The organism is Gelidibacter sp. (assembly GCF_035577925.1).
Lineage (GTDB): Bacteria > Bacteroidota > Bacteroidia > Flavobacteriales > Flavobacteriaceae > Gelidibacter.
In genome coordinates, this window is record NZ_DATJCY010000360.1 from 1 (window position 1) to 23531 (window position 23531).

At 37.0% G+C, this 23531-nt stretch carries 19 protein-coding genes; 8 read left to right on the plus strand and 11 right to left on the minus strand.

Going from position 1 to position 23531, the window contains the following annotated elements:
- Nucleotides 1–1823: patatin-like phospholipase family protein (locus VNJ50_RS13760; protein WP_414652901.1), on the minus strand; the 1823-nt coding region annotated here is incomplete at its 3' end.
- 123 nt (nucleotides 1824–1946) lie between these two features.
- Nucleotides 1947–3740, minus strand: coding sequence for an excinuclease ABC subunit UvrC (gene uvrC / locus VNJ50_RS13765; protein WP_325582870.1), 1794 nt, complete (start codon nucleotides 3738–3740; stop codon nucleotides 1947–1949).
- A 109-nt stretch (nucleotides 3741–3849) separates the two neighbouring features.
- Here uvrC and VNJ50_RS13770 point away from each other — a divergent pair, with 109 nt between their 5' ends.
- The 4 genes from VNJ50_RS13770 to VNJ50_RS13785 all read left to right on the plus strand — a co-directional run bounded on the left by VNJ50_RS13770 (nucleotide 3850) and on the right by VNJ50_RS13785 (nucleotide 6779).
- Nucleotides 3850–4275: an ATP-dependent zinc protease gene (locus VNJ50_RS13770; RefSeq protein ID WP_325582871.1), complete on the plus strand. Its 426-nt coding sequence runs from the start codon at nucleotides 3850–3852 to the stop codon at nucleotides 4273–4275.
- 70 nt (nucleotides 4276–4345) lie between these two features.
- Entirely contained in the window at nucleotides 4346–5218 is an 873-nt protein-coding gene (rimK, locus tag VNJ50_RS13775; protein ID WP_325582872.1) for a 30S ribosomal protein S6--L-glutamate ligase, read from the plus strand.
- A gap of 8 nt (nucleotides 5219–5226) precedes the next feature.
- Nucleotides 5227–6201 carry a succinylglutamate desuccinylase/aspartoacylase family protein gene (locus VNJ50_RS13780; RefSeq protein ID WP_325582873.1) on the plus strand — a complete coding sequence of 325 codons (975 nt, stop codon included), beginning with the start codon at nucleotides 5227–5229 and terminating at the stop codon, nucleotides 6199–6201.
- Nucleotides 6202–6209: 8 nt separating this feature from the next.
- Nucleotides 6210–6779, plus strand: coding sequence for a 5-formyltetrahydrofolate cyclo-ligase (locus tag VNJ50_RS13785; RefSeq protein ID WP_325582874.1), 570 nt, complete (start codon nucleotides 6210–6212; stop codon nucleotides 6777–6779).
- Here VNJ50_RS13785 and VNJ50_RS13790 read toward each other — a convergent pair.
- The 9 genes from VNJ50_RS13790 to panC form a co-directional block, all read right to left on the minus strand.
- Nucleotides 6761–7417, minus strand: a complete 657-nt coding sequence (locus VNJ50_RS13790) for a lipoprotein signal peptidase (RefSeq protein ID WP_325582875.1) — start codon at nucleotides 7415–7417, stop codon at nucleotides 6761–6763. The two genes, VNJ50_RS13785 and VNJ50_RS13790, sit on opposite strands and share 19 nt — an antisense overlap.
- 260 nt (nucleotides 7418–7677) lie before the next feature.
- Nucleotides 7678–8061 (minus strand): TraR/DksA family transcriptional regulator, encoded by a 384-nt coding sequence (locus VNJ50_RS13795; RefSeq protein WP_325582876.1) that lies wholly within the window; start codon nucleotides 8059–8061, stop codon nucleotides 7678–7680.
- Between the two features lie 4 nt (nucleotides 8062–8065).
- Nucleotides 8066–11539, minus strand: a complete 3474-nt coding sequence (gene ileS, locus VNJ50_RS13800) for an isoleucine--tRNA ligase (RefSeq protein ID WP_325582877.1) — start codon at nucleotides 11537–11539, stop codon at nucleotides 8066–8068.
- Between the two features lie 146 nt (nucleotides 11540–11685).
- Nucleotides 11686–13044 carry a DNA repair protein RadA gene (gene radA, locus VNJ50_RS13805; protein WP_325582878.1) on the minus strand — a complete coding sequence of 453 codons (1359 nt, stop codon included), beginning with the start codon at nucleotides 13042–13044 and terminating at the stop codon, nucleotides 11686–11688.
- Nucleotides 13045–13123: 79 nt separating this feature from the next.
- On the minus strand, nucleotides 13124–14293 hold the full coding sequence (locus VNJ50_RS13810) for an alpha/beta hydrolase (RefSeq protein WP_325582879.1): 1170 nt from the start codon (nucleotides 14291–14293) through the stop codon (nucleotides 13124–13126).
- A gap of 87 nt (nucleotides 14294–14380) precedes the next feature.
- Nucleotides 14381–15520, minus strand: a complete 1140-nt coding sequence (locus VNJ50_RS13815; RefSeq protein WP_325582880.1) for an alpha/beta hydrolase — start codon at nucleotides 15518–15520, stop codon at nucleotides 14381–14383.
- A 70-nt stretch (nucleotides 15521–15590) separates the two neighbouring features.
- Nucleotides 15591–16574 carry a lysylphosphatidylglycerol synthase transmembrane domain-containing protein gene (locus VNJ50_RS13820; protein ID WP_325582881.1) on the minus strand — a complete coding sequence of 328 codons (984 nt, stop codon included), beginning with the start codon at nucleotides 16572–16574 and terminating at the stop codon, nucleotides 15591–15593.
- Between the two features lie 2 nt (nucleotides 16575–16576).
- Entirely contained in the window at nucleotides 16577–16927 is a 351-nt protein-coding gene (panD, locus tag VNJ50_RS13825) for an aspartate 1-decarboxylase (protein WP_325582882.1), read from the minus strand.
- Between the two features lie 13 nt (nucleotides 16928–16940).
- Nucleotides 16941–17789 carry a pantoate--beta-alanine ligase gene (panC, locus tag VNJ50_RS13830; RefSeq protein ID WP_325582883.1) on the minus strand — a complete coding sequence of 283 codons (849 nt, stop codon included), beginning with the start codon at nucleotides 17787–17789 and terminating at the stop codon, nucleotides 16941–16943.
- 109 nt (nucleotides 17790–17898) lie between these two features.
- On the opposite strand from panC, the gene VNJ50_RS13835 reads away from it, so the two are divergent.
- The 4 genes from VNJ50_RS13835 to VNJ50_RS13850 all read left to right on the plus strand — a co-directional run.
- Nucleotides 17899–18708 (plus strand): glycogen/starch synthase, encoded by an 810-nt coding sequence (locus tag VNJ50_RS13835; RefSeq protein WP_325582884.1) that lies wholly within the window; start codon nucleotides 17899–17901, stop codon nucleotides 18706–18708.
- Nucleotides 18709–18759: 51 nt separating this feature from the next.
- Nucleotides 18760–20391 carry a DUF4270 domain-containing protein gene (locus VNJ50_RS13840; RefSeq protein WP_325582885.1) on the plus strand — a complete coding sequence of 544 codons (1632 nt, stop codon included), beginning with the start codon at nucleotides 18760–18762 and terminating at the stop codon, nucleotides 20389–20391.
- Between the two features lie 6 nt (nucleotides 20392–20397).
- Nucleotides 20398–22245, plus strand: a complete 1848-nt coding sequence (glmS, locus tag VNJ50_RS13845; protein ID WP_325582886.1) for a glutamine--fructose-6-phosphate transaminase (isomerizing) — start codon at nucleotides 20398–20400, stop codon at nucleotides 22243–22245.
- 212 nt (nucleotides 22246–22457) lie between these two features.
- Nucleotides 22458–23531, plus strand: a 1074-nt coding sequence (locus VNJ50_RS13850; protein ID WP_325582887.1) for a carboxypeptidase-like regulatory domain-containing protein, incomplete at its 3' end; no start/stop codon positions are given.

Here is a 23531-nt window from a genome sequence, read left to right on the forward strand (position 1 = left end):
CCGCCTTGGGTAAAAATATTGGCCGAAAATTTATCACTAAGTTTAAACGCATAACCTATATCGGCTTTAGCTATCGAAAACTGATTAAACTCCTTGTTAAATTTAGACGCATGAAGGTAGAGATGAAAATCACCATTAAAATAAAATCCTTTTTTAGGATAGTATTTATTGTCATAAGTATCTAACTTTAAAGTTCCAAACACACTCAGGTAATCGGTGTTTTCAAAGATGCGCTTTTCACCTGGCACATTGGCAATAACGGTTTCCGATTTAATTTTAAGCCGTTTATGCTCACCGCCCAAACTCAGTGCAAAATCCTTTCGGAACAAGGTTTGGACATAAAATTGATTGGTTTGATCCTGGAGCTCTACATCAATTTTATTTAACCCTGCTATTGATTGCTCAAAATCGTCTAAAAATAAACGGGCATTTACATTTTTGTTAAACTGATTGAATCGTGAACGCACGCCAATACTCCAATAAAAACCTTTATCAATAAAATACTCAAAATTATAACGCACATTATCGCCCAAAATCAAATCGAGGGAAGCAACATCATTATCCAATATTGCTTGTTTTTTGGTAAAGTTGACCAAAGCGGCACTTTTATAAAGATCGTCATAATGCAAACCAAATCTCAAAAAACTGGAGATTGTACTTTCCTCGACGGTGGCAATCAAATTAAAGGTATTTGGCAAATCTGCTTTTTCAAATTTGTAATAAAATGTAGTAAAGTTATTGGTGGCTACAAGATTATTAATTCCTCTATTAAAATCGTTATAACTTACTTTAGTCTGCTCGATAAGTTTCAATTTTCCTAAAATATATGACCGCGTATATCTATTATTTCCATTAATAACGATTTCATTTATAGCAATACTATCTTGCGAAATTTCCTTTAAATCTACTTTTGTTGTACTTTTATTTTTAGGAAGTGCTGCTAAAGCCTTCAATTCTAATGTAGCTGCTTTTTCTCCGTTTTTAATTATTTTTCGGCCCTCATTAAAAGAAACTACGGTATAATCGTTAATATCGGGCTTAATGTAAATATCGGTTTCTTTAGATTTTTTAATCATATCGTTAATAGTCCGATAATTATTGATTTGAAGTAAAATAGAAGGCGCAGAATTTAATTCCTCGCGAGTTGCCAATCCATCTTGGACATCGACACCTATAATAATATCCATTCCTTTTGCCTTAAGTTCATCAATAGGATAATTATTAACAACACCGCCATCAATTAAAATCCGATCATCAATAACTACAGGTTGAAATAAAGATGGAAAAGCACCACTAGCGGTAACGGCCTGGGCTAAATTGCCATGATCAAGAATAACCGCTTTTCCTGTTTCGACATCGGTGGCGACACAAAAAAATGGAATTGGCAATTGCTCAAAATCTGAAATATCGGAAACGTCCAAAGTCAATTTTGACAACAGATTGAAAACATTCTGACCTCGTGAAAGTGCCGATGGCAAATTGATTTTAAATCTTGTAAAAGGCAAAGTCACGCCATACTTTTCGGAATTTTCGCGTTCGTAAAATGTTTTTGCCGATCGCGGTAAATTGTCATTAATGACATCTTCAAAATTAAGCGATTTAAAAATAGAATCGAGTTGCTGACCCGAATAACCGGACGCGTACAACGATCCAATAATGGCACCCATACTTGTGCCGGCAACATAATCAATTTTAATATTAAGACTATCAATTACTTTTAAAACGCCTATATGTGCAAAACCCTTTGCTCCGCCTCCACTCAGCACCAAACCAACTTTAGGGACTTTTTGCTGACTTTGGGAAATACTGTCTTGCGCTGCCATAAAAAATGAGCTGCACAAAAAAAGAAGTGTGATATAAGCTTTAGTCTTCAAATCGTAATATTTTCAACTTCCAAACTTTATTAACACAGATAACGCTTGATAGTATGTTGTATGTTATAATCTTTATTTATCCTTATAAAACTCGAGAATCTTATTGGCCCTTGATGCGCCTACAACCGCTTGTAACTCTTCAAAGCCAGCTTTACTGATGCGCTTTACGGTTTTAAATTGGGTCATCAACTCTACTATAGATTGTTCGCCAATACCCGGTATCAAATCCAACTCCGTAGTTAAAGCACTTTTACTGCGTCGGTTGCGATGGTGCTCAATGCCAAAACGGTGTGCTTCATTACGTAATTGCTGGATGACTTTTAAGGTCTCGCTTTTTTTGTCTAAATATAGTGGAATTGGATCATCTGGATAGAATAATTCTTCCAAACGTTCAGCAATACTGATGATTGCTATTTTTCCTCTCAAATTCAACAATTCCAAACTTTTTAAGGCCGACGACAATTGCCCTTTACCACCATCAATAATAATGAGTTGCGGCAATGATTGCCCCTCATCCAGCAACCGTTTGTAACGTCTGTAAACAACTTCTTCCATCGACGCAAAATCGTCCGGACCTTCAACCGTTTTGATATTAAAATGGCGGTAATCCTTCTTGCTCGGTTTTCCGTTTTTGAATACCACGCATGCCGCCACCGGATTGGTCCCTTGAATGTTGGAATTATCAAAGCACTCAATATGGCGCGGCTCTGTGTTAAGACGTAAATCGATCTTCATTTGTGCCATAATCCTATTGGCATGCCTGTCGGGATCAACAATTTTAACCTGTTTAAAACGTTCCATGCGATAATATTTGGCATTGCGTTCTGACAAATCGAGAATGCGTTTTTTATCACCAAGTTTAGGCACGGTAATCTTTATATCTTCACCCATATCTAAATGGAATGGCACATAAATTTCTTTGGACAACGAATGGAAACGCTGTCTGATTTCGGTAATGGCCAAGGACAATAACTCCTCATCGGTTTCATCCAATTTCTTTTTAATTTCCAAAGTATGACTTCGGATAATCGATCCATAGGACAATTGCAAAAAATTTACGTAACCATAGCCTTCATCAGAAATGATTGAAAACACATCGACATTGCTAATTTTAGGATTAACAATCGTGGATTTGGATTGATAATTTTCAAGAATATCAATTTTTTCCTTGATGCGTTGCGCGTCTTCAAATTCCAAGGCATCAGCATGCGTTTTCATTTGCTCCCTAAACTGCTGTAAAGACGCTTTAAAATTTCCTTTTAAAATATCTCTAATGGCATCTACCTGTAACGCGTAAGACGCTTCAGTTTGCAACCCTTCACAAGGTCCTTTGCAATTTCCCAAATGGTATTCCAAACACACTTTGTACTTTCCTGCCCTAATCTTTTCTGGCGATAAATCCAACGCACAGGTACGCATCGGATAAAGTCCTCTAATCAAATCCAACAGCGTGTGCACCGTTTTCATACTGGTATAAGGGCCAAAATATTCAGAGCCATCTTTGAAGACGCGGCGCGTAGAAAACACTTTGGGGAAAGGTTCGTTTTTTATGCAGATCCATGGATAGGATTTATCATCCTTTAATAAAATATTATAGCGCGGCTGATAGGTTTTTATCAGATTGTTTTCTAACAACAGTGCATCGGTTTCAGTCTCCACAACAATATGTTTTATGGTGACAATTTTTTTGACCAAAACTCTGGTCTTGCCATGGTCATGTTTTTTTGTAAAATAAGAACTGACGCGTTTTTTTAAATCCTTAGCTTTCCCTACATATAAAATCTTACCATCGGCATCAAAATATTGATACACTCCAGGCTGATGCGGCAATGTTTGTAGTTGAATTTCTAATGATGGATGACTCATAATCCAAAGATACTACATCTTCAAAACTTTTCAACAGAAAGCAATTTAAGAGTTACAATAAACCGCATGTTTTTTTATTACCTTGCGAAGCAATTATTAGCTCATAAACATGCCCAAAAAAATTATTGGCAGAATTGATAAGGCCGATTTTCCGATGCTGGATATTTTTGATATTGACATCAAAATAGATACCGGTGCTTATACCTCATCCATTCATTGTCATAAGGTTTCGGTTGACAATGGCGAGCTGGTGTGTTTATTTTACGACAAGGACCATCCGCATTATAACGGCAAGGAATTTAGATTTAAAGACTATACCTTTGCTAAAGTTAAAAGCAGCAATGGCATTGTCGAGAAGCGATATAAAATTAAGACGTATATTATTTTATTTGAGAAAAAATATAATATTTCGCTCACTTTAAGCACCCGGGAAGATATGAGATTCCCCGTTTTGATAGGTCGAAAATTTATATCCAAAAAATTTATTGTTGACGTTACCCAAAAAAACGTTTCATATAACAACAAAAAGAAATAACCCGAATCTAACTGTTTTTCACACATCACATTAACACCTAAATTATAAAACTTTAAAGCAAACCAGCTCAATGAACATTATTATTTTATCCAGAAATCCCAATTTATATTCTACGCGACGATTGGTAGAAGCCGCCAGACAACGCAAGCACCATTGCGAGGTGATAGATCCTTTGAAATGTGATATTATTATTGAAAAAAAGAATCCTGCCATTTTATACAAAGGCCGTATTTTAGAAAACATTGATGCTATAATCCCCCGTATTGGTGCGTCGGTCACCTTTTATGGCACCGCAGTTGTACGACAATTTGAAATGATGAAGGTGTTTTCGGTGGTAGAATCACAGGCTTTGGTAAGATCGCGGGATAAATTGAGAAGTCTTCAGGTACTTTCAAGAGCCGGTTTGGGAATGCCCAAAACCGTATTTTCAAATTATACCAAAGATGCTTCTGAAGTTATTGCATCAGTAGGCGGTGCACCACTGGTCATTAAACTTCTGGAAGGCACTCAAGGCTTAGGGGTTGTTCTGGCAGAAACCAATAATGCGGCAGAATCGGTCATTGAAGCTTTTCACGGCTTGCAAGCGCGGGTCATTATTCAAGAATTTATCAAGGAAGCTAAAGGTGCAGACATCCGTGCGTTTATTGTGGATGGTAATATTGTAGGCGCCATGAAACGCCAAGGTAAAGATGGCGAATTTAGATCGAACCTTCACCGAGGTGGCAGTGCGGAAATCATACAACTTACAGACGATGAGGAAAATGCGGCCTTAAAAGCTGCTAAAGTTTTGGGATTGGGAGTTTGTGGTGTAGACATGTTGCAATCTTCACGTGGCCCGTTAATTCTGGAAGTCAATTCATCACCAGGACTTGAAGGCATTGAAGCTGCTACTAAAAAAGATATTGCCAAAAGTATCATCAGATATATTGAACGTAACGTTTAACGTAGATTATGCCCGCATTCAACAACGATACCATCATCATTTTAGGTGAAGAAATCCCAATGGGAGCGTCAAAAGAAATCAATTTTAATATTGCGAAACTCCATACAGGAACCAATATTGAAATTCCAATAATTATCGAACGGGCAAAAACACCTGGTCCTACTATTTTATTTACGGCTGGGATTCATGGCGATGAAATTAATGGCGTTGACATTGTGAGGCAACTGATTACCCGGAAAATTAACAAACCAAAACGAGGCACAATTATTTGCATGCCGATTTTAAATATTTTCGGATTCTTAAATAGCAACCGGGCATTTCCCGATGGTAGGGATTTGAACCGTATGTTTCCTGGTTCGGCCAATGGATCTCTGGCCAGTAGAGTAGCTCACCGGTTGATGAATGAAATTATACCAGAAGTCGATTTGATCGTCGATTTTCATACCGGTGGTGCCAGCCGATTTAATGCCGCACAGATAAGAATTGTCAAAGACCACCCTGAACTGGACGAACTGGCACGGATTTTTGGCGCACCCTTTGTCCTCTATTCCGATCATATAGCCAAAACGTTTAGAAACGCCTGTTTTCAACTGGGCAAGCCCATTTTACTCTATGAAGGCGGAAAATCCTTTTATGTCGATAATCTAATTTCCAAAATAGGTGTAGAAGGCGTCAAACGTCTTTTGGATCATTATGGTATGTTAAATCCGCGTATCAAAGCATCAACACCAAAACGATCGACCATATTTATTGAGGACAGCACATGGATCCGCGCACGACAATCAGGAATGTTCAAACCTTTAATAAACATAAATACAAAAGTTACTGTCAATACTATTTTGGGTCAAATTACCGATCCGTATGGCAAAGTTTACAATGAAGTAAAATCAACGATTGACGGCTATATCATCAACGTCAATGAAGCTTCATTAGTTTATCAGGGCGATGCCTTATTTCATATTACAAAACAGATTAAAGAGTAAAAACGATCATGACTAAATCAGAATTAAGACGACTCTATAAACAAAAACGAAACGCACTTTCATCAGAAATAATTGAAACCAATAGCTTAGCCATTGCCAACCAATTAGTAAAACTGCCCATTTGGAACCGCTCTTTTTACCATATCTTTTTAAGCATTACAGAACATAAAGAAGTAAACACCGATTATATTCTGAATATCTTATCTGGAAAAGATAAAAACATTGTCATTTCAAAAACCGATTTCAAAAATCTAAAAATGAGCCATTACCTCTTATTGGATACGACCATTATCAAAAAAAATGAATGGAATATTCCCGAACCTGTTGATGGCATAGAAATCAGTTCGGATAAAATGGATGTGGTTTTTGTGCCACTTTTGGCATTCGATCTTAAAGGACATCGCGTTGGTTATGGCAAAGGGTTTTATGATCAATTTCTATCAGAATGTAAACCTGAAACCTTGAAAATTGGTCTTTCGTTTTTTGAAGCAGAAAATGAAATTACCGATGTTTTCACATCAGATATCGCTTTGGACTACTGTGTTACCCCAAATAAAATCTATTCGTTTACATCATAAGGATTTTTCTCAACGTGATCATCCTCCTCGTGAAAAACTTTTTTATTGAAGATAATTAAGATACCAATACCTGAGCTTATGGCCATATCGGCAACATTAAAAACAGGTTCAAAAAAAGTAAAATGCTCGCCGCCATAAAAAGGGATCCACTGTGGCAATAGACCTTGCCAAATGGGGAAATGTAGCATATCTACAACTTTGCCATGAAATAAAGTATCGTAGCCTACTTCTGGCAAAAATGTAGCCACTTGCCCATAACTATCACTAAAAATAACGCCATAAAAAACAGAGTCAATAATATTGCCCAGAGCCCCTGATAAAATTAAAGCAATGGCTATAATCAAAGTTTTTGGACCATTTTTTTTGACCGAGACCACCAACCAGTAGCCAATACCGATAACGGCAAAAATACGAAAAAGAGTGAGTGCCAATTTTGCTTTCCGATCGGAAATACCCGGTATAAAATCACTCAATTTAGTACCCCAAGCCATCCCATCATTTTCAACAAATAAAATTTGAAACCAACTAAAAACCTCAATACGTTGATGTAATGAAAACTGGGTTTTAATATAAAACTTACTAATCTGGTCAATCAGCAAAATCACAATGATTAATAGGGTTGCTTTTTTTAGGGACATAATATTTCCCGAAAAGCGGGAGGTTTTTAAGAAATGTTATTATCTAAATCACTATAAATTGGATGCTGTTGATTCAATTTAAACAAACGTAAAAATAAGATTATTATTCAAAATTGCACTTGTAATCTAAAGGTTGTAAACAAAAAAACATTTCTAAATAGAAATGTTTTTTTGTTTTTAAGATCTTCTAAACTTCTCTTTTACAATTTCGATCAGACTGAATCTTTGATTTTTTTGAAACTCCCATTTTCATGGAAATTTTATTGCTGCATATTTTTTGCTTCAATACTCAATGTAGCGTGCGGCACGAGCTTTAAGCGCTCTTTTCCAATCAGTTTTCCGGTCACTCTACAGATTCCATAAGTTTTGTTTTCAATACGGATCAAAGCATTTTTAAGGTCTCTAATAAATTTTTCCTGACGGATTGCCAGTTGTGAATTCGCTTCCTTACTCATGGTTTCGCTGCCTTCTTCAAAAGCTTTAAAGGTAGGTGACGTATCGTCCGTACCGTTATTAAGATCATTCATATAGGCACTTTTGATAAGGTCCAAATCATGAATAGCTTTTTTAATTTTCTCTTGAATCAGTTCTTTAAACTCGGCTAAGTCCTTGTCTGAATATCGAACGTTTGTGTCTTGGGCCATAATTTTAAAATTTTTTAATAAACAACTTGGTATTTACATCTTCAAAAGCAATTTCTATACCGTCATTTAAATGTTCTAAAATCTTCAACTCTTCGGTTAAGGTTTCGGTTTTTATGTAATCTAAGTTGTTGTTTATTGCGTTAATAATATGTTCTTCTTTTTGGAAGTGTACCACAATCCTATCAGTAAGCTCATAACCCGAATCCTTTCTCAAATTTTGAATGCGGTTTACCAATTCTCTTGCAATTCCTTCGTTTCTAAGTTCATCTGTAATGGTAACGTCCAAAGCTACTGTTAGTGCGCCCGATGTTGCCACGAGCCATCCTTCAATATCTTGAGAGGTAATCTCTACATCTGAAAGTTCCAAAGTAATACTTTTTCCATTAACTTCCATATCAAAAGTACCGTTTTGTTCAATTTCCTTGATATCTTCTGCGGTAAATCCGCCAATGGCCTGAGCCACTGCTTTCATATCCTGGCCAAAACGTGGGCCAAGCACTTTAAAGTTTGGTTTTATTTGTTTTACCAAAATATCAGAAGCATCTTCCAACACCTCTATTTGCTTGACATTCACCTCAGATTTTATCAAATCTGCAACGGCCATGATTTCATCTTTTTGTGATTCGTTAAAAACAGGAATCATGATTTTTTGAAGTGGCTGCCTTACTTTAATCATTTCTTTGGCTCGTAATGACAATACCAATGATGAAATGGTTTGTGCAGCTTCCATCTTGCGCTCTAAATCCTTATCGATAAGGGCGGTATCGGCAACAGGGAAATCTGACAAGTGCACACTTTCAAAAGACTCTTTTTTGGTTACTGAATTCAAGTCCAAATACAGTTTATCCATATAAAAAGGAGCAATTGGCGCGCCCAATTTTGCTATGGCAATCATACAGGTATAAAGTGTTTGATAGGCCGAAATTTTATCTTGCTGATAATCGCCTTTCCAGAAACGTCGTCTGCTTAAACGCACATACCAATTGCTCAAATGATCTTGGGTAAAATCGGATATGGCGCGCGCCGCTTTGGTAGGTTCATAATCGGCATAATATTCATCTACTTTTTGAATTAACGTATGCAATTCGGATAAAATCCAACGGTCAATCTCCGGCCGATCTGCTAATGGCAATTCGGGTTCAGAATAATTGAACTTATCCAAATTGGTATATAATGTAAAAAAAGAATAGGTATTGTAAAGCGTTCCAAAAAATTTGCGTTTGACTTCTTCAATACCATCCAAATCAAATTTTAGATTATCCCACGGATTGGCATTTGATATCATATACCATCGTGTAGCATCGGCTCCATATTCTTTTAAAGTTGCAAACGGATCGACGGCATTGCCTAAACGTTTTGACATTTTATGTCCGTTTTTATCCAAAACCAAACCGTTTGAAACTACGTTTTTATAAGCTACCGAATCAAAAACCATGGTTGCAATAGCGTGTAATGTATAAAACCATCCTCGGGTCTGATCGACACCTTCGGCAATAAAGTCGGCCGGAAAGGCTTGATTTTCATCAACAAAATCGGCGTTTTCAAAAGGATAATGCCATTGTGCATAAGGCATAGCACCAGAATCGAACCAAACATCAATCAAGTCGGTTTCACGCATCATTGGTTTTCCAGAAGGAGAGACTAATACAATAGCATCTACAATGTTTTTATGCAAATCTATTTTGGCATAATTTTCTTCGGAATTGTTTCCCACTTCAAATTCGGCAAAAATATCGGCTGGCATGAAGGACATTTCAACCGATTTTTTCATTTCAGCCTTTAATTCTTCAACCGATCCGATACAGATTTCCTCCTTGCCATCTTCAGTTCTCCAAATTGGCAAAGGAATTCCCCAATAGCGCGAACGCGATAAATTCCAGTCGTTGGCATTGGCCAGCCAGTTTCCAAAACGACCGGTTCCGGTAGATTTTGGTTTCCAATTAATGGTTTCGTTCAGTTCAAACATGCGGTCTTTAACATCCGTCACTTTTATAAACCACGAATCTAACGGGTAATATAAAATAGGTTTGTCGGTACGCCAACAATTAGGATAACTGTGCTTATATTTCTCGACCTTAAAGGCCTTATTTTCATTTTTTAATTTGAGTGCCATACGCTCATCAACACTCAGATATTCTTTAAGATTGGTAATTACCGATTTTAATCCGATTTTCTGTTTTTCAAATTCGGTAACTTTTTCATGATCTTCCAAATACTCAGATTTAACATACTCGCCAGCAAATCCATAAAGATCATCCTTAACTTCTTTTCTAAAACGACCTTGTAAATCTACAAGAGGCACTAAATTTCCGTTCTCGTCTTTCACCAACATTGGTGGCACTTCAGGAACGGCTTGTTTAGCCACCATGGCATCATCCGCACCAAAAGTTGGCGCTGTGTGGACAATTCCCGTACCATCTTCTGTGGTCACGAAATCGCCAGAAATCACTCTAAAGGCGTTTTCAGGATTATCATTTGGAAGTGCGTACGGCAATAACTGCTCATAAGTAATGCCTACCAAATCGGAACCTTTAAATTCCTTAACCACAAAATAGGGTATCTTTTTATCGCCAGAAGTATATTCTAATAATTCTGGTTTAGTTTCAACCCTTTTGAATTTTCCATCAAACTGATTGTTGACCAATGCTTTTGCAAGAATGACATTGAGCGGTTGGAAGGTGTATTGGTTATAGGTTTCAACCAAAACATAATCAATTTTTGGTCCAACGGCCAGTGCGGTATTACTTGGTAAAGTCCAAGGTGTGGTCGTCCATGCTAAAAAATAAATATCGCCTTCATCTCTTAAAAATGCAGGAAGCGATTCGGGTTTCGCCTTAAATTGCGCTACGATGGTGGTATCGGTCACGTCTTGATAAGTACCAGGCTGGTTAAGCTCATGCGAACTCAATCCGGTACCCGCCTTTGGTGAATAAGGCTGAATGGTGTAACCTTTGTACAGCAAGTTTTTGTTGTAAATTTCCTTTAGCAACCACCAAACACTTTCCATATATTTTGGTTCATAGGTAATGTATGGATCGTCCATATCTACCCAATAGCCCATTTTTTCGGTAAGATCATTCCAAGCATCGGTATAACGCATCACCGCTTTTCGGCAAGCGGCATTATAATCTTCCACAGAAATAGTTTTCCCGATATCTTCCTTCGTAATACCAAGTTCTTTTTCCACGCCCAATTCTATTGGCAATCCGTGCGTATCCCAACCGGCTTTTCGTTTTACCTGAAAGCCTTTCATGGTTTTATAACGCGGAAAAATATCCTTGATACTTCGTGCTAAAACGTGGTGTACGCCAGGCAGTCCATTGGCTGAAGGCGGCCCTTCATAAAACACAAATGGCGTATGGCCTTCTCTTGAAGTTACGCTTTTATCAAAAATGTCATTTTCCTTCCAATAATTACCGATTTCTTCAGCAACTTTAGACAAGTCAAGTCCTTTATATTCAGTGAATTTACTGCTCATAATTTCATTAATTCTAATCGAAGTGCGAAATTAATGATTTTTGATAAATTAGAAGACCTAAATTGGGTAAAATGACAAGGTGTACATTTGTCCTTCAAAGAATCTTTCAATACAATCTGGATTATTAGTTAAAAACGTTGGCCTAATTAAACCAACAAACTCACCAGATCCTCAATTTTTGAAATCATCTGGATTTTGATGACCGTATTTTTAAGTGCGATTTTATTGTATTTAGAAACAAAAATGGTTGAAAAACCTAACTTTTCAGCTTCTAGAATACGCTGCTCCACACGTTGCACGGGTCTAATTTCTCCAGAAAGCCCAACTTCGGCCGCAAAACAATAATCTTTAGGAATGGCCACATCTTCATTGGATGATAATACCGAAGCGACCACAGCCAAATCGATAGCCGGATCATCAACAGAAATACCACCGGTAATATTTAAAAACACGTCCTTGGCACCCAATCTAAATCCGGCTCGCTTTTCTAAAACTGCCAACAGCATATTCAAGCGTTTGGCATTAAATCCGGTGGCCGATCGTTGCGGCGTTCCATAAACCGCCGTACTTACCAATGCCTGTACCTCAATCATCAACGGCCGCATCCCTTCTAAAGTTGATGCCACAGCGTTACCAGAAAGCTCTTCGTCTTTTTTGGAAATCAAGATTTCCGACGGATTGGAAACTTCGCGCAATCCTGAGCCTTGCATTTCGTAAATACCCAATTCGTTAGTGGATCCGAAACGGTTTTTATGCGCTCGTAATATCCGAAAAACATGGTTGCGATCGCCTTCAAACTGTAAAACGGTGTCGACCATATGCTCCAATATTTTTGGACCTGCAATATTGCCGTCTTTTGTAATATGACCAATTAGAATAACAGGCGTTGCCGTTTCTTTTGCAAATTTGATGAGCTCCGTAGTGCATTCCTTGATTTGCGAAATACTTCCTGATGACGATTCAATATAATCACTATGAAGTGTTTGAATGGAATCAATGACCACAATATCGGGTTCTAAAGCTTCAATTTGTTTAAAGATATTTTGAGTCTTCGTTTCGGTAAGAATATAGCAATTGGCACTATTGGGATTAATCCGTTCGGCCCGCATTTTAATTTGTTGTTGACTTTCTTCACCAGAAACATACAATGTTTTGTAAGGTAATTTCAATGAAATTTGAAGAAGCAATGTACTTTTTCCAATGCCTGGTTCACCGCCCAATAAAATCAATGATCCTGGAACAATACCACCACCTAGAACACGGTTGAATTCGGCATCTTCAGTATTCATGCGTGCTTCGTGGGAAACGTCAATTTCGTTAATCCTCAAGGGCTGTGAAACTCTTTTAGAATTAGATGTGGATGTTTTCCAAATGGACTTTTCCTCTTTTTGCACCACTTCTTCCACAATGGTATTCCACTCCCTACAAGCCGTACATTGGCCTTGCCATTTAGCATATTGACTGCCACAATTTTGGCAGAAAAAGGTTGTTTTTAATTTAGCCATCCTTCAAAAGTTTGAGCTAAAATAAAGCTATTTATACTAACATTACGGATTATGATTAAAAACAACCATTCCTTTTTTATCAATCCTCAATATCATTTTCTTTATCATCAACAGCATAAATAAGTCCTTCAACTTTTGTGAGAATTAAATCGCGGTTGATATGTGTGGTAGCTTGTAGATCTAGCGCGGTTTCATATAGTTTTTTCGCACGTTTTGTTTTACCTAATTTCTCGGCATGGAGTGCCATATAATAGGTGCCATACGATGAAGTTGGATCTTGTTTGTTGGCCAGTTTTCCAATTTTTTCAAGCGATGCAATATCATTGCGTTCCTCTGCAGCCCTTACAACTTTTTCAAATTCTTCTTCAGAAATAGGTTTATGGATACCAAATAAATCTTCAATTTTCTTATAGCGTTTGCTAATATAAGTATCTAAAGTACCTTCGTAAGTAAGGATGTCTTCCTTATATTCTCTTTCACTTATGGGCTTATACAGTTCAAATATTTTATCTAAAGCTTTTGATAAAGCTCCGGTTACCAGTGTGTAATGCGAATCGCCAGTAAAATCATCAAAATAATATTTTAAGGCTTTATTGTTTAGCTGGGCAAACTTCTGATCCACATCACGAATTCCATTACGAAGTGGTACAATATCGTCTTCGCTGGTAGCCATATAATAAAATACGTCGTCTTTTAGCCATTTCAATCTGTTAGTGACATTATTATCCATTTGCCCAATAAAATCTGGACTTAAATTAATGTAAGCCTTGAATAACGGATCGTCCTTAAGTAAAAAGGAATTCATAAAATTAGCCATAAGATCATGGCCAACAGCCACTTTAAATTTGCTTGTATTGTATTTACGATCGATATAAGGAATTAATTCAGTGCTGATAAACTCATAAAATCGAGCACCAAATTCGATCGGTACGCCAGAAACCTCATCGTGATAACTATCGTAAAAACGATTTTTTTCTTGAACTATGCCCACCACAATGGCTTCTGGCATTTTATCAAAATAGGTTTGAAAAGCAATTTGGCCAACAACAGGTTCAAACAAATAATCACCGTCGAACACCAAAACAACCGGGTATTTTAGATTTGATTCGGCATCATAATTTTTAGGAAGATGAATTTTCAGTTCTCGGACCGAGTTTAGTTTTCGAGATTCGAAAGTCTGATAAATGGTTTGTGCATTTATAGAAATACAGCACAACAAGATGATTAGAAAAAGTATATATTTTTTCATCACAAAAGTAGGTTAAAGGTTTGGGATGGTAAATATATATAATTATAGTTTAACTGTGCAAATTATTCGACGAAATGCGCAATTCTACTAATTTTGCTCTTTTATAGAATAGATTTTATCCAGCAACATCTCCTTATCGATAAAATCGGAAGCTTTTAAAAGCAATCCCGATTGGTAGTTGTGCAAGGCCTTTTTAACATTGTTTTCATTTTCATAATACATGCCCGTATAATAGGCGCTGATCATAGATTCTGGATATTCTTTTCGCGCCAGTTTTGACAGTTCCTTCAAGGCTTCACGGTCGTCATTTTTCATTGCAGCGGCGGCAACAGCCCTAATATCATTTTCAACAACTTTTTTTTCAAATCCGTAGAAAAATTTAATATCGGCATACTTTTTTTGAAGATATTTAAAAGGTCCTTCCGGATAAGTCAACATCTGATCTGTATATTCCTTTTTATTAATGGGTTTATATAACGAAAAAATTTCGTTCAAAGCTTTAGGAATGCCCAATCCCACCAACGAGTAATGATCGGCATCATTAAAATCATCAAATCTATAATGCAATTTAGGGTTGCTCAAATGGTTCAATTGTACGTTATGGGCTACTATTTTTTCTTTCAGTTTATCCAGATCATTGTCAGCAGTTGCTATATAATAAAAAGTATCGGTGTTTAAAGAAGTAAGACGTTCTTGCACTCTAGTGGACATTTCTGGGGCCAAATCTGGGCTTAGCAAAATAAACGCCCTAAAAATTGGATTATCTTTAAACAGATAGTAATTGATAAAATTGGCGCTCAAATCGTGTCCGGCAACAATTCTAAATTTCGACACATTATATTTACTTTCAATATATGGAATGAGTTCCATTCCTATAAACTCAAAAAAAGAAGCACCTTCGTGGGCAGGAAAATAGATTTCTTTATCATAAAAGAGGTCTTTTTCACGACTTCTACTTTGATTAATGCCCACTACCACACATTGTGGCATCTCGCCCCAATACGCCTGATAATCAACATTGCCGGCAAAAGGTTCAAATAAATAATCGCCATCTAGGACAATCACCAATGGGTATTGCGTCTTATCTTCCGGATTATAATTTCGTGGTAACTGGATCTTGATGTCTCTTGACTCTCCTAATTTTGATGATTGGATCGATTGGTAAATGGCTTGGGCATTAGTAGAAACACTCAAAAGAAATACGAAAAGGAATGTAATTTTCTGCATACAATTAGGGGAGTTATTAATTGTGCAAGATAAAAAAATATTCTGTTTCTTTTATCTTATGCCACAAATGTTAACTATAGGGCTTGTCATTATTAACAGCCTTAGCCTTATTGTTATATAACGGCAAAAACAAGAACGACAAACTTCCTAAAACAATAATCGTTAGGGTTTGGGATGACCAGATGATCCACCCAAAAGCAATGCTCGGATATTCTGGAATTCCAAAAAGTGAAAAAGCAGCACCAATAGCCAGCGGATACACAAAAATACCACCATTGGTGGCCGCAATTGTAAAGCTTCCAGCAATAAATGCTATTAACAATGCGCCAACCGAGACACCATTAATTTCGTCTAAAGCCAATGAGGTTACATAAAACATCATGATATACATGACCCAAATAAATAACGTATGGAAAATAAACGCCCATTTACGTTTCATCCTCACTATGCTTAAAACACCCTCCAATAGACCACGGACAAAATTGCGGACTTTCAAAGCAATTTTAGATTGGCTTTTTTTGATATATAAAAAAATCAAGAAACAAAATACCAAACCAACAACTCCCAAAAGAAGGAGTTTTTTAGGCTGGAATGTATTCTCCAATATGGCGTAAATAAAATCAAACTGGATTAGAAGTGTCAGTGCTACAATACTAAGCAGCACCACCATATCGGCCATTCGTTCGGCAATAATAGTTCCGAATGACTTTTGGAACGGTACATTCTCATAATTGGTCAATACCGCTGCACGCAACACCTCACCCGATCTCGGAATACCAAAGTTTGCCAGATAAGCAATAAAAACGGCCATGGCACCATTTGGAAATCGCATGGAATAACCCAACGGCTCAATGAGGTATTTCCATCGGTAGGCCCTAGATAAATTGCTGAGCAGCCCCATAAACATCCCTAAAACAATCCAGCTGTAGTTTGCCGTTTTAAAATAAGGAATGATTTGATCAATAGGTAATTTTGAAAACGTGTACCAACCAAAAAAAACTGCCAATGCAATTGGCAAGGCAATCCTAAGTGCTTTTTTTGCCTTTGCGCGCAACACTACTTGAGTAAATTGGTCGCCTCATCCGGAAAAACCAAAGCAGGTTTAAAGGTCCTAGCTTCTTCCAATGGCATAAAGGCATACGTAATCAAAATAAGGGTATCGCCCACAGCTACTTTTCTGGCTGCAGCTCCATTAAGTGTTATTTCACCTGAATTTCTTGGACCAGGAATCACATAAGTATCTAAGCGCTCGCCATTGTCATTGTTGACAATTTGCACTTTTTCGCCCTGAATCATGTTGGCGGCATCCATTAAATCCTCATCAATGGTTACACTTCCAATATAATTCAATTCGGCACCCGTGCATTTGACACGGTGTATTTTCGATTTTACAACTTGTATTTGCATATGGCAAAGATAATTAATTAAGTGCTATGTTATCAATAAGTCTAATATCTCCAACAAAAACAGCAATAAAAGCCCTATAGGATTTTAATGATGACTTCTTGGTGACTGTCTCCAAGGTTGCTTCGTCAGCAATAGTAAAGTATTCTAAAACTAATGCGTCGTGATTTTTGAATTCTTTTTCAACCCAAGCAGTTACTTTCTGCGCACTTTCCATGCCAAAACGCTTCTTTGCAGCTTTTAGTGTTTGGTAGATAAAAGGTGCGGCATCTCTACCACTTTGGGTCAATCGTTCATTTCTTGAACTCATGGCCAAACCATCATCTGCTCTAAAAATCTCACATCCCTTAATTTTTACAGGAATATCATATTTTTCAACCAGCTTCTGTATGATTCGCAATTGCTGAAAATCCTTTTCCCCAAAGTAGGCAACATCTGGTTTTACAATTTCAAACAAACGTTTTACTACAGTTCCAACGCCGTCAAAATGACCCTTTCGGAATTTACCTTCCATTTGGTTTTCCAATCCGTCGAAATCAAAATTTTCGGAAATAATGGCACCATCATAGATGTCTTCTGCCGATGGTGCATACACAATAATATCGTCTGAAAGTGTTTCCAATAACTGTAGATCGCTATCTAAGTTCCTTGGGTATTTCTCAAGGTCCGAGGCATTATCAAATTGCGTTGGATTGACAAAGACACTCACTACAACCTTTGAGTTTTCATGCAGTCCTTGCTTAATCAAGGATAAATGTCCTTTGTGCAATGCGCCCATGGTGGGAACGAATCCTAGACTCTTGTTTTTGCTCCTTAAATCGTCAAGGATCGGTCTTAAATCTTTTTTTATATGGCAGATAATCATCTTCTAACAAAAAATTAACAAGGTGCAAACTTAAGATTTTACTAACAATCTGCATAAAATTTCGTAATTTTGCGTGTTTTAATTTTAATTTTTTTAAATACGCGATTTTATGAAAGATAAGAGAATATTGTACGTGTCTTCCGAGGTAGTACCTTATTTGCCTGAAACTGAAATTTCTTCAATGTCATTTGAAGCGCCAAGAATGGTAAATAAACAAGGTGGACAAATACGGATATTCATGCCAAGGTATGGAAACATAAACGAACGTAGACACCAACTGCATGAAGTGATCAGACTTTCGGGCATCAACTTGGTCATCAACGACTTGGACATGCCATTAGTCATTAAGGTTGCTTCAATTCCAAAAGAAAGAATTCAGGTTTATTTTATTGACAACGAAGAATATTTTAAAAGAAAGGCCACATTGACCGATGAAGACGGCAGTCTTTATGCCGACAATGATGAGCGCGCCATCTTTTTTGCAAAAGGAGTTATTGAAACCGTAAAAAAACTCAATTGGGCACCAGATCTTATCCATGTTAATGGCTGGTTGGCATCACTACTGCCAATATATCTTAAAGAATATTACAAAAACGAGCCGTTGTTTACAGATAGTAAAATTGTGACCTCCATATACAATCAAAGTTTTGATGGGACGTTAGATATGAATATGATCAATAAAGTGAAATTTGATAATATTGACGAATCCCATATCAAAGTTTTGGAAAACCCAAATTACAACAATCTCATGAAGGTTGCTATCGATTTTTCGGACGCTTTAATCAAAGGTTCGCATGAACTTCCGGAAGAATTGGAGGCCTATATCAAAGCTTCCAACAAACCTGTTCTAGAGTATTTTTCGCAAGAGGACTTTGCTGAGCCTTATGCCGAATTCTACAATAATGCAATATTAGATTAAAAACCTGCCCAAAACGGTGTTACTTCCTTATAAATCCATCTAAAAACAGTAATGAAAAACAAAAAACACGCCTTCAAAAACCTATTTATTCTTTGTGTACTAACGATAGTAGCCGTTGCATGCGATAAAGATTTCATATCACTTGATTCCGATATTTCAGGAGGAAATAACTTTGGTGTTTCTGACGAGAAATATGAAGTCATAGCTTACAACAAAAAGCTGGGACCGGTGCAGACCAATAATTTACCTTCCAATTTATTAGGCTTTTACAAGGATGAGGTTTACGGCAGCACTACTGCAAATTTAGTAACGCAACTGTCACCAACCACAATGGATCCAACCTTTCCTGAAGAAACAAGAGTAGATTCTGTAGTGGTAACGATCCCTTATTTTAGCACCTCTAAGGGTATTGAAGATGGTAAAACAAAATATAAGTTGGATTCTGTTTTTGGCACCATGCCAATCAGCCTTAAAATTTATGAAAACAATTATTTTTTGAGAAGCTTTGATCCCAACTCAGGATTTGATACACCTCAGAAGTATTATTCAGACCGTTCTACATCGGCTACCAACCAAATTCCTTTAGCTTCATTGCAAGGAACTTTATTAGCGGAAGTCGAAAAATTCTTACCTAGCAATAAAGAAATCAAACTAAAGCACGATAAAGATTCTACACTTCTTGCACCAGCCTTACGATTAAAACTCGACAACGATTTTTGGCATAATAAAATTGTCCTTAAAGGAGGTAGTTCAGAGTTGAGTAACGTAAACAACTTTCAGAATTATTTTAGAGGCATTTACCTTGAAGCCGAAGCAATTAACAATGAAGGCTCTTTGATCCTCCTTAATCTTGCCTCTACCAATGCCAACATTACCATGTACTACAGTTCACCACCTAAGGAAACGGACGGCGAGCGTGTAGAAGGAACTTACCGATTGAATTTCTCAAATAACAAAGTCAATTTTTTTGAAAATGATTTTACAATAGCCATTCCAGAAGGCAATCCAACGTTGGGTGATGAAAGATTATACCTTAAAGGTGGTGAAGGCTCCATGGCTGTAATTGATCTTTTTGGAGGTACAAATATTGACACCAACGGAAGCGCAGCAACTGAATTTGAAATTTTCAAAAATGCATTTGTTGAAACAGATGATAAAGGAAAATTTGTAAAATCTAAAAGATTGATAAACGAGGCTAATTTAGTTTTTTATGTCGATCAAGCTCTCATGAAAGGCCAAGAACCAGATCGAATACTGATTTATGATGCAAAAAACAAAACTGTTTTACTAGATTATCTTTATGACAATACAGATACTACTGATCCTAATAATTTATCAAAAATCAATCATCTCGGAAAATTACAACGTGTAAGTGATGACAAAGATGCAAAAGGTGTTAAATACAAAATAAAGATCACAGAACACATCAAAAACCTTTTGACAAAAGACTCCACCAACGTAAGCTTAGGCTTGGTCGTATCCTTAAATGTCAATGAAGAACTTAATAACGAAGGTTCTCCACGATCACAAAATTCAATTCTATCCCCTGAAAACGCTTCAGTTAGCACACTGCCTGTAAGCAGTATATTATCCCCAAAAGGAACAATTTTGTATGGCAACAATACAAATGATCCAAATAAAAAATTATATTTAGAGATATTTTATACTGAACCAAACAACTAAAAAATTATGTGTGGAATTGTTGGATACATAGGCCATAGAGAGGCCTATCCCATTATTTTAAAAGGACTGCAACGTTTAGAGTATCGTGGCTATGACAGTGCCGGAATTGCTTTATATGATGGCAAAGACCTTAATATGTGCAAAACCAAAGGCAAGGTTGCCGATTTGCAAGAGCGCTTAGAAAAAGAAATATCAACCCGTGGCAAACTTGGCATAGGACATACACGCTGGGCTACCCATGGGGTTCCCAACGATGTTAATTCACACCCGCATTATTCCAATTCTGGAAATTTGGCCATCATTCACAATGGTATTATTGAAAACTACGACGCTCTAAAAAAAGAATTAATTACACGTGGTTATACTTTCCAATCGGATACAGATACCGAAGTGCTAGTGAATTTGATTGAAGATGTCATGATCAATGAAAATCTTAAACTAGGACAAGCGGTTCAAATAGCACTAAATCAAGTTTTTGGAGCTTATGCCATTGCCGTTTTTGACAAAACAAAACCCAATGAAATTATTGTAGCCAAACTTGGCAGCCCATTAGCTATTGGTATTGGTGATAATGAATTTTTTATCGCAAGTGATGCTTCTCCATTTATAGAATATACAGACAACGCCATTTATCTTGAAGATGAAGAAATGGCCATCATTCGATTGGATAAGGACATCAAAATCAGAAAAATAAAAGATGATTCGTTAGTAAACCCTTATATCCAAAAACTTCAGCTCAATTTAGAGCAAATTGAAAAAGGCGGTTATGACCATTTTATGCTCAAAGAAATCTACGAGCAACCATTGGCCATCAAGGACACTTATAGAGGCCGTTTGTTAGTTAATGAAGGTATTATAAAAATGGCCGGCGTTGAAGATAATATGAAACGTTTTCTCAATGCCGATCGTATTATTATTGTTGCTTGTGGAACGTCTTGGCACGCAGGATTGGTTGCTGAATATATTTTTGAAGATTTGGCAAGAATTCCAGTTGAAGTAGAATATGCCTCAGAATTTAGATATAGAAACCCAATCATTACAGAAAAAGACGTAGTTATTTCGATTTCCCAGTCTGGCGAAACAGCAGATACATTAGCGGCTATCAAATTGGCCAAATCAAAAGGTGCTTTTGTATTTGGAGTCTGTAACGTTGTAGGATCTTCAATTGCAAGAGAAACTGATGCTGGTGCCTACACACATGCCGGCCCAGAAATTGGCGTTGCATCCACAAAAGCATTTACCACTCAAATTACGGTATTGACTTTAATAGCTTTACGTTTGGCAAGAGCTAAAGGTACTATTTCCAGTTCAGATTACCGACGTCAGCTTCAAGAAATGGAGTTAATTCCAGACAAAGTAAAAGAAGCCCTAAAAGCCGATCAACATATCCAAAAAATAGCACAAACGTATAAAGACTCACCAAACATGCTTTATTTGGGCAGAGGCTATAACTTCCCGGTAGCACTGGAAGGCGCACTTAAACTAAAAGAAATTTCATATATTCATGCCGAAGGCTATCCAGCTGCTGAGATGAAACATGGGCCAATCGCGTTGATCGATGAAAATATGCCAGTTATAATTGTAGCGACCAAAAAAGGGCATTATGATAAAATTGTAAGCAATATTCAAGAAATTAAAGCGCGTAAAGGAAAGATTATTGGTATTGTAACCGAAGGCGACAAACACGTCAGGGAACTTGCAGATTATGTAATTGAAGTTCCCGAAACCTTAGAAAATCTATCCCCATTATTAACCACCATTCCTTTGCAATTATTGTCTTATCATATTGCAGTCATGTTAGGCAAAAATGTAGATCAACCACGAAACCTGGCAAAATCTGTAACGGTAGAATAATCAGCTAAATAAACAACACTAAAACAATGTTGCTTAAACAAGGCTAAAAACTATAACTTCATAGTTTTTAGCCTTTCCTTTTTAATATAAACTATAGATCTGAACTTGTTTTTGAGGAAATAATATTATGCATGCATAATTTTTAAAGAAAAAAATAAAAAATTATGATTTTATTATATATATTGGTAATCAAAATCAACTAATTCCCGAAAATGAAAACAATTCTTAAGATTATAATGCTACTAAGTGTTGCCATATCTTATGCGCAAACCACAATCAACGGACAAATAACAGATGCCACTGGTCAGCCGTTGCCAGGAGCCAATATTATTATTGTAGGCACATCAACTGGTACCATATCAGACTTTGATGGAAACTATACTTTGAAGACTTCCCAAGCACCACCATTTGCTATTCAAGTAAGTAGCGTTGGCTTTGAATCAGTCACAAAACAAGTCACACAGGCTAATCAAACCATCGATTTTAAATTAAACGAAGGCACTTCGTTGGATGAAGTCGTAATTTCTGCCTCCAGAACACCGGAACGTGTTTTTGAATCGCCAGTAACTGTGGAAAGATTTGGTCTTAAAGAAATTAAAAATACTGCCTCTGCCGGATTTTATGACGGATTGGAAAATTTGAAAGGCGTTGACATCAACACCAACAGTTTGACTTTCAAATCCATTAACACAAGAGGTTTCGCCACCTTTGCCAATACCCGTTTTATGCAATTGGTAGATGGTATGGATAATTCCACTCCAGCTTTAAACTTTCCTATAGGCAACTTGGTTGGAATGAACGAAACCGATGTTCAGAGCGTTGAAGTTCTTCCTGGAGCAGCATCTGCATTATACGGAGCAAATGCTTTTAACGGAATTCTTTTTATGCAAAGTAAAAGCCCTTTCGACTTTCAGGGTATTAGTGGCTACCACAAACAAGGCATCACTTCACAAAATGCCGGTGGAGACAATACGTACAGAGATTCTGGTATAAGAATGGCCTATAAGTTCAGCGATTATTTTGCTGCCAAAGTCAACTTTGGATGGTTAAAAGGAACAGATTGGGTAGCTGATAACTATCAAGGAAAACCAGGATCAGGTGATACCAGAGCCAGTGTAGGCTACGATGGCTATAACGTTTATGGTGATGAAGTTTCTACAAACATTAGAGCAGCTTCTGGTGGATTAGGAATTATTCCTGATGTTGTCGTGAGCCGAACAGGCTATTTGGAACGCGAGCTGACCGATTATAATGCCGAAAGCATCAAGGCCGATTGGGGACTTTAT

Excerpts from the sequence above, each read along its gene's own strand:
- uvrC (WP_325582870.1), bottom strand. The coding sequence starts at position 3,740 with ATGAGTCATCCATCATTAGAAATTCAACTACAAACATTGCCGCATCAG.
- VNJ50_RS13770 (WP_325582871.1), top strand. The coding sequence starts at position 3,850 with ATGCCCAAAAAAATTATTGGCAGAATTGATAAGGCCGATTTTCCGATG.
- rimK (WP_325582872.1), top strand. The coding sequence starts at position 4,346 with ATGAACATTATTATTTTATCCAGAAATCCCAATTTATATTCTACGCGA.
- VNJ50_RS13780 (WP_325582873.1), top strand. The coding sequence starts at position 5,227 with ATGCCCGCATTCAACAACGATACCATCATCATTTTAGGTGAAGAAATC.
- VNJ50_RS13785 (WP_325582874.1), top strand. The coding sequence starts at position 6,210 with ATGACTAAATCAGAATTAAGACGACTCTATAAACAAAAACGAAACGCA.
- VNJ50_RS13790 (WP_325582875.1), bottom strand. The coding sequence starts at position 7,417 with ATGTCCCTAAAAAAAGCAACCCTATTAATCATTGTGATTTTGCTGATT.
- VNJ50_RS13795 (WP_325582876.1), bottom strand. The coding sequence starts at position 8,061 with ATGGCCCAAGACACAAACGTTCGATATTCAGACAAGGACTTAGCCGAG.
- ileS (WP_325582877.1), bottom strand. The coding sequence starts at position 11,539 with ATGAGCAGTAAATTCACTGAATATAAAGGACTTGACTTGTCTAAAGTT.
- radA (WP_325582878.1), bottom strand. The coding sequence starts at position 13,044 with ATGGCTAAATTAAAAACAACCTTTTTCTGCCAAAATTGTGGCAGTCAA.
- VNJ50_RS13810 (WP_325582879.1), bottom strand. The coding sequence starts at position 14,293 with ATGAAAAAATATATACTTTTTCTAATCATCTTGTTGTGCTGTATTTCT.
- VNJ50_RS13815 (WP_325582880.1), bottom strand. The coding sequence starts at position 15,520 with ATGCAGAAAATTACATTCCTTTTCGTATTTCTTTTGAGTGTTTCTACT.
- panD (WP_325582882.1), bottom strand. The coding sequence starts at position 16,927 with ATGCAAATACAAGTTGTAAAATCGAAAATACACCGTGTCAAATGCACG.
- panC (WP_325582883.1), bottom strand. The coding sequence starts at position 17,789 with ATGATTATCTGCCATATAAAAAAAGATTTAAGACCGATCCTTGACGAT.
- VNJ50_RS13835 (WP_325582884.1), top strand. The coding sequence starts at position 17,899 with ATGAAAGATAAGAGAATATTGTACGTGTCTTCCGAGGTAGTACCTTAT.
- VNJ50_RS13840 (WP_325582885.1), top strand. The coding sequence starts at position 18,760 with ATGAAAAACAAAAAACACGCCTTCAAAAACCTATTTATTCTTTGTGTA.
- glmS (WP_325582886.1), top strand. The coding sequence starts at position 20,398 with ATGTGTGGAATTGTTGGATACATAGGCCATAGAGAGGCCTATCCCATT.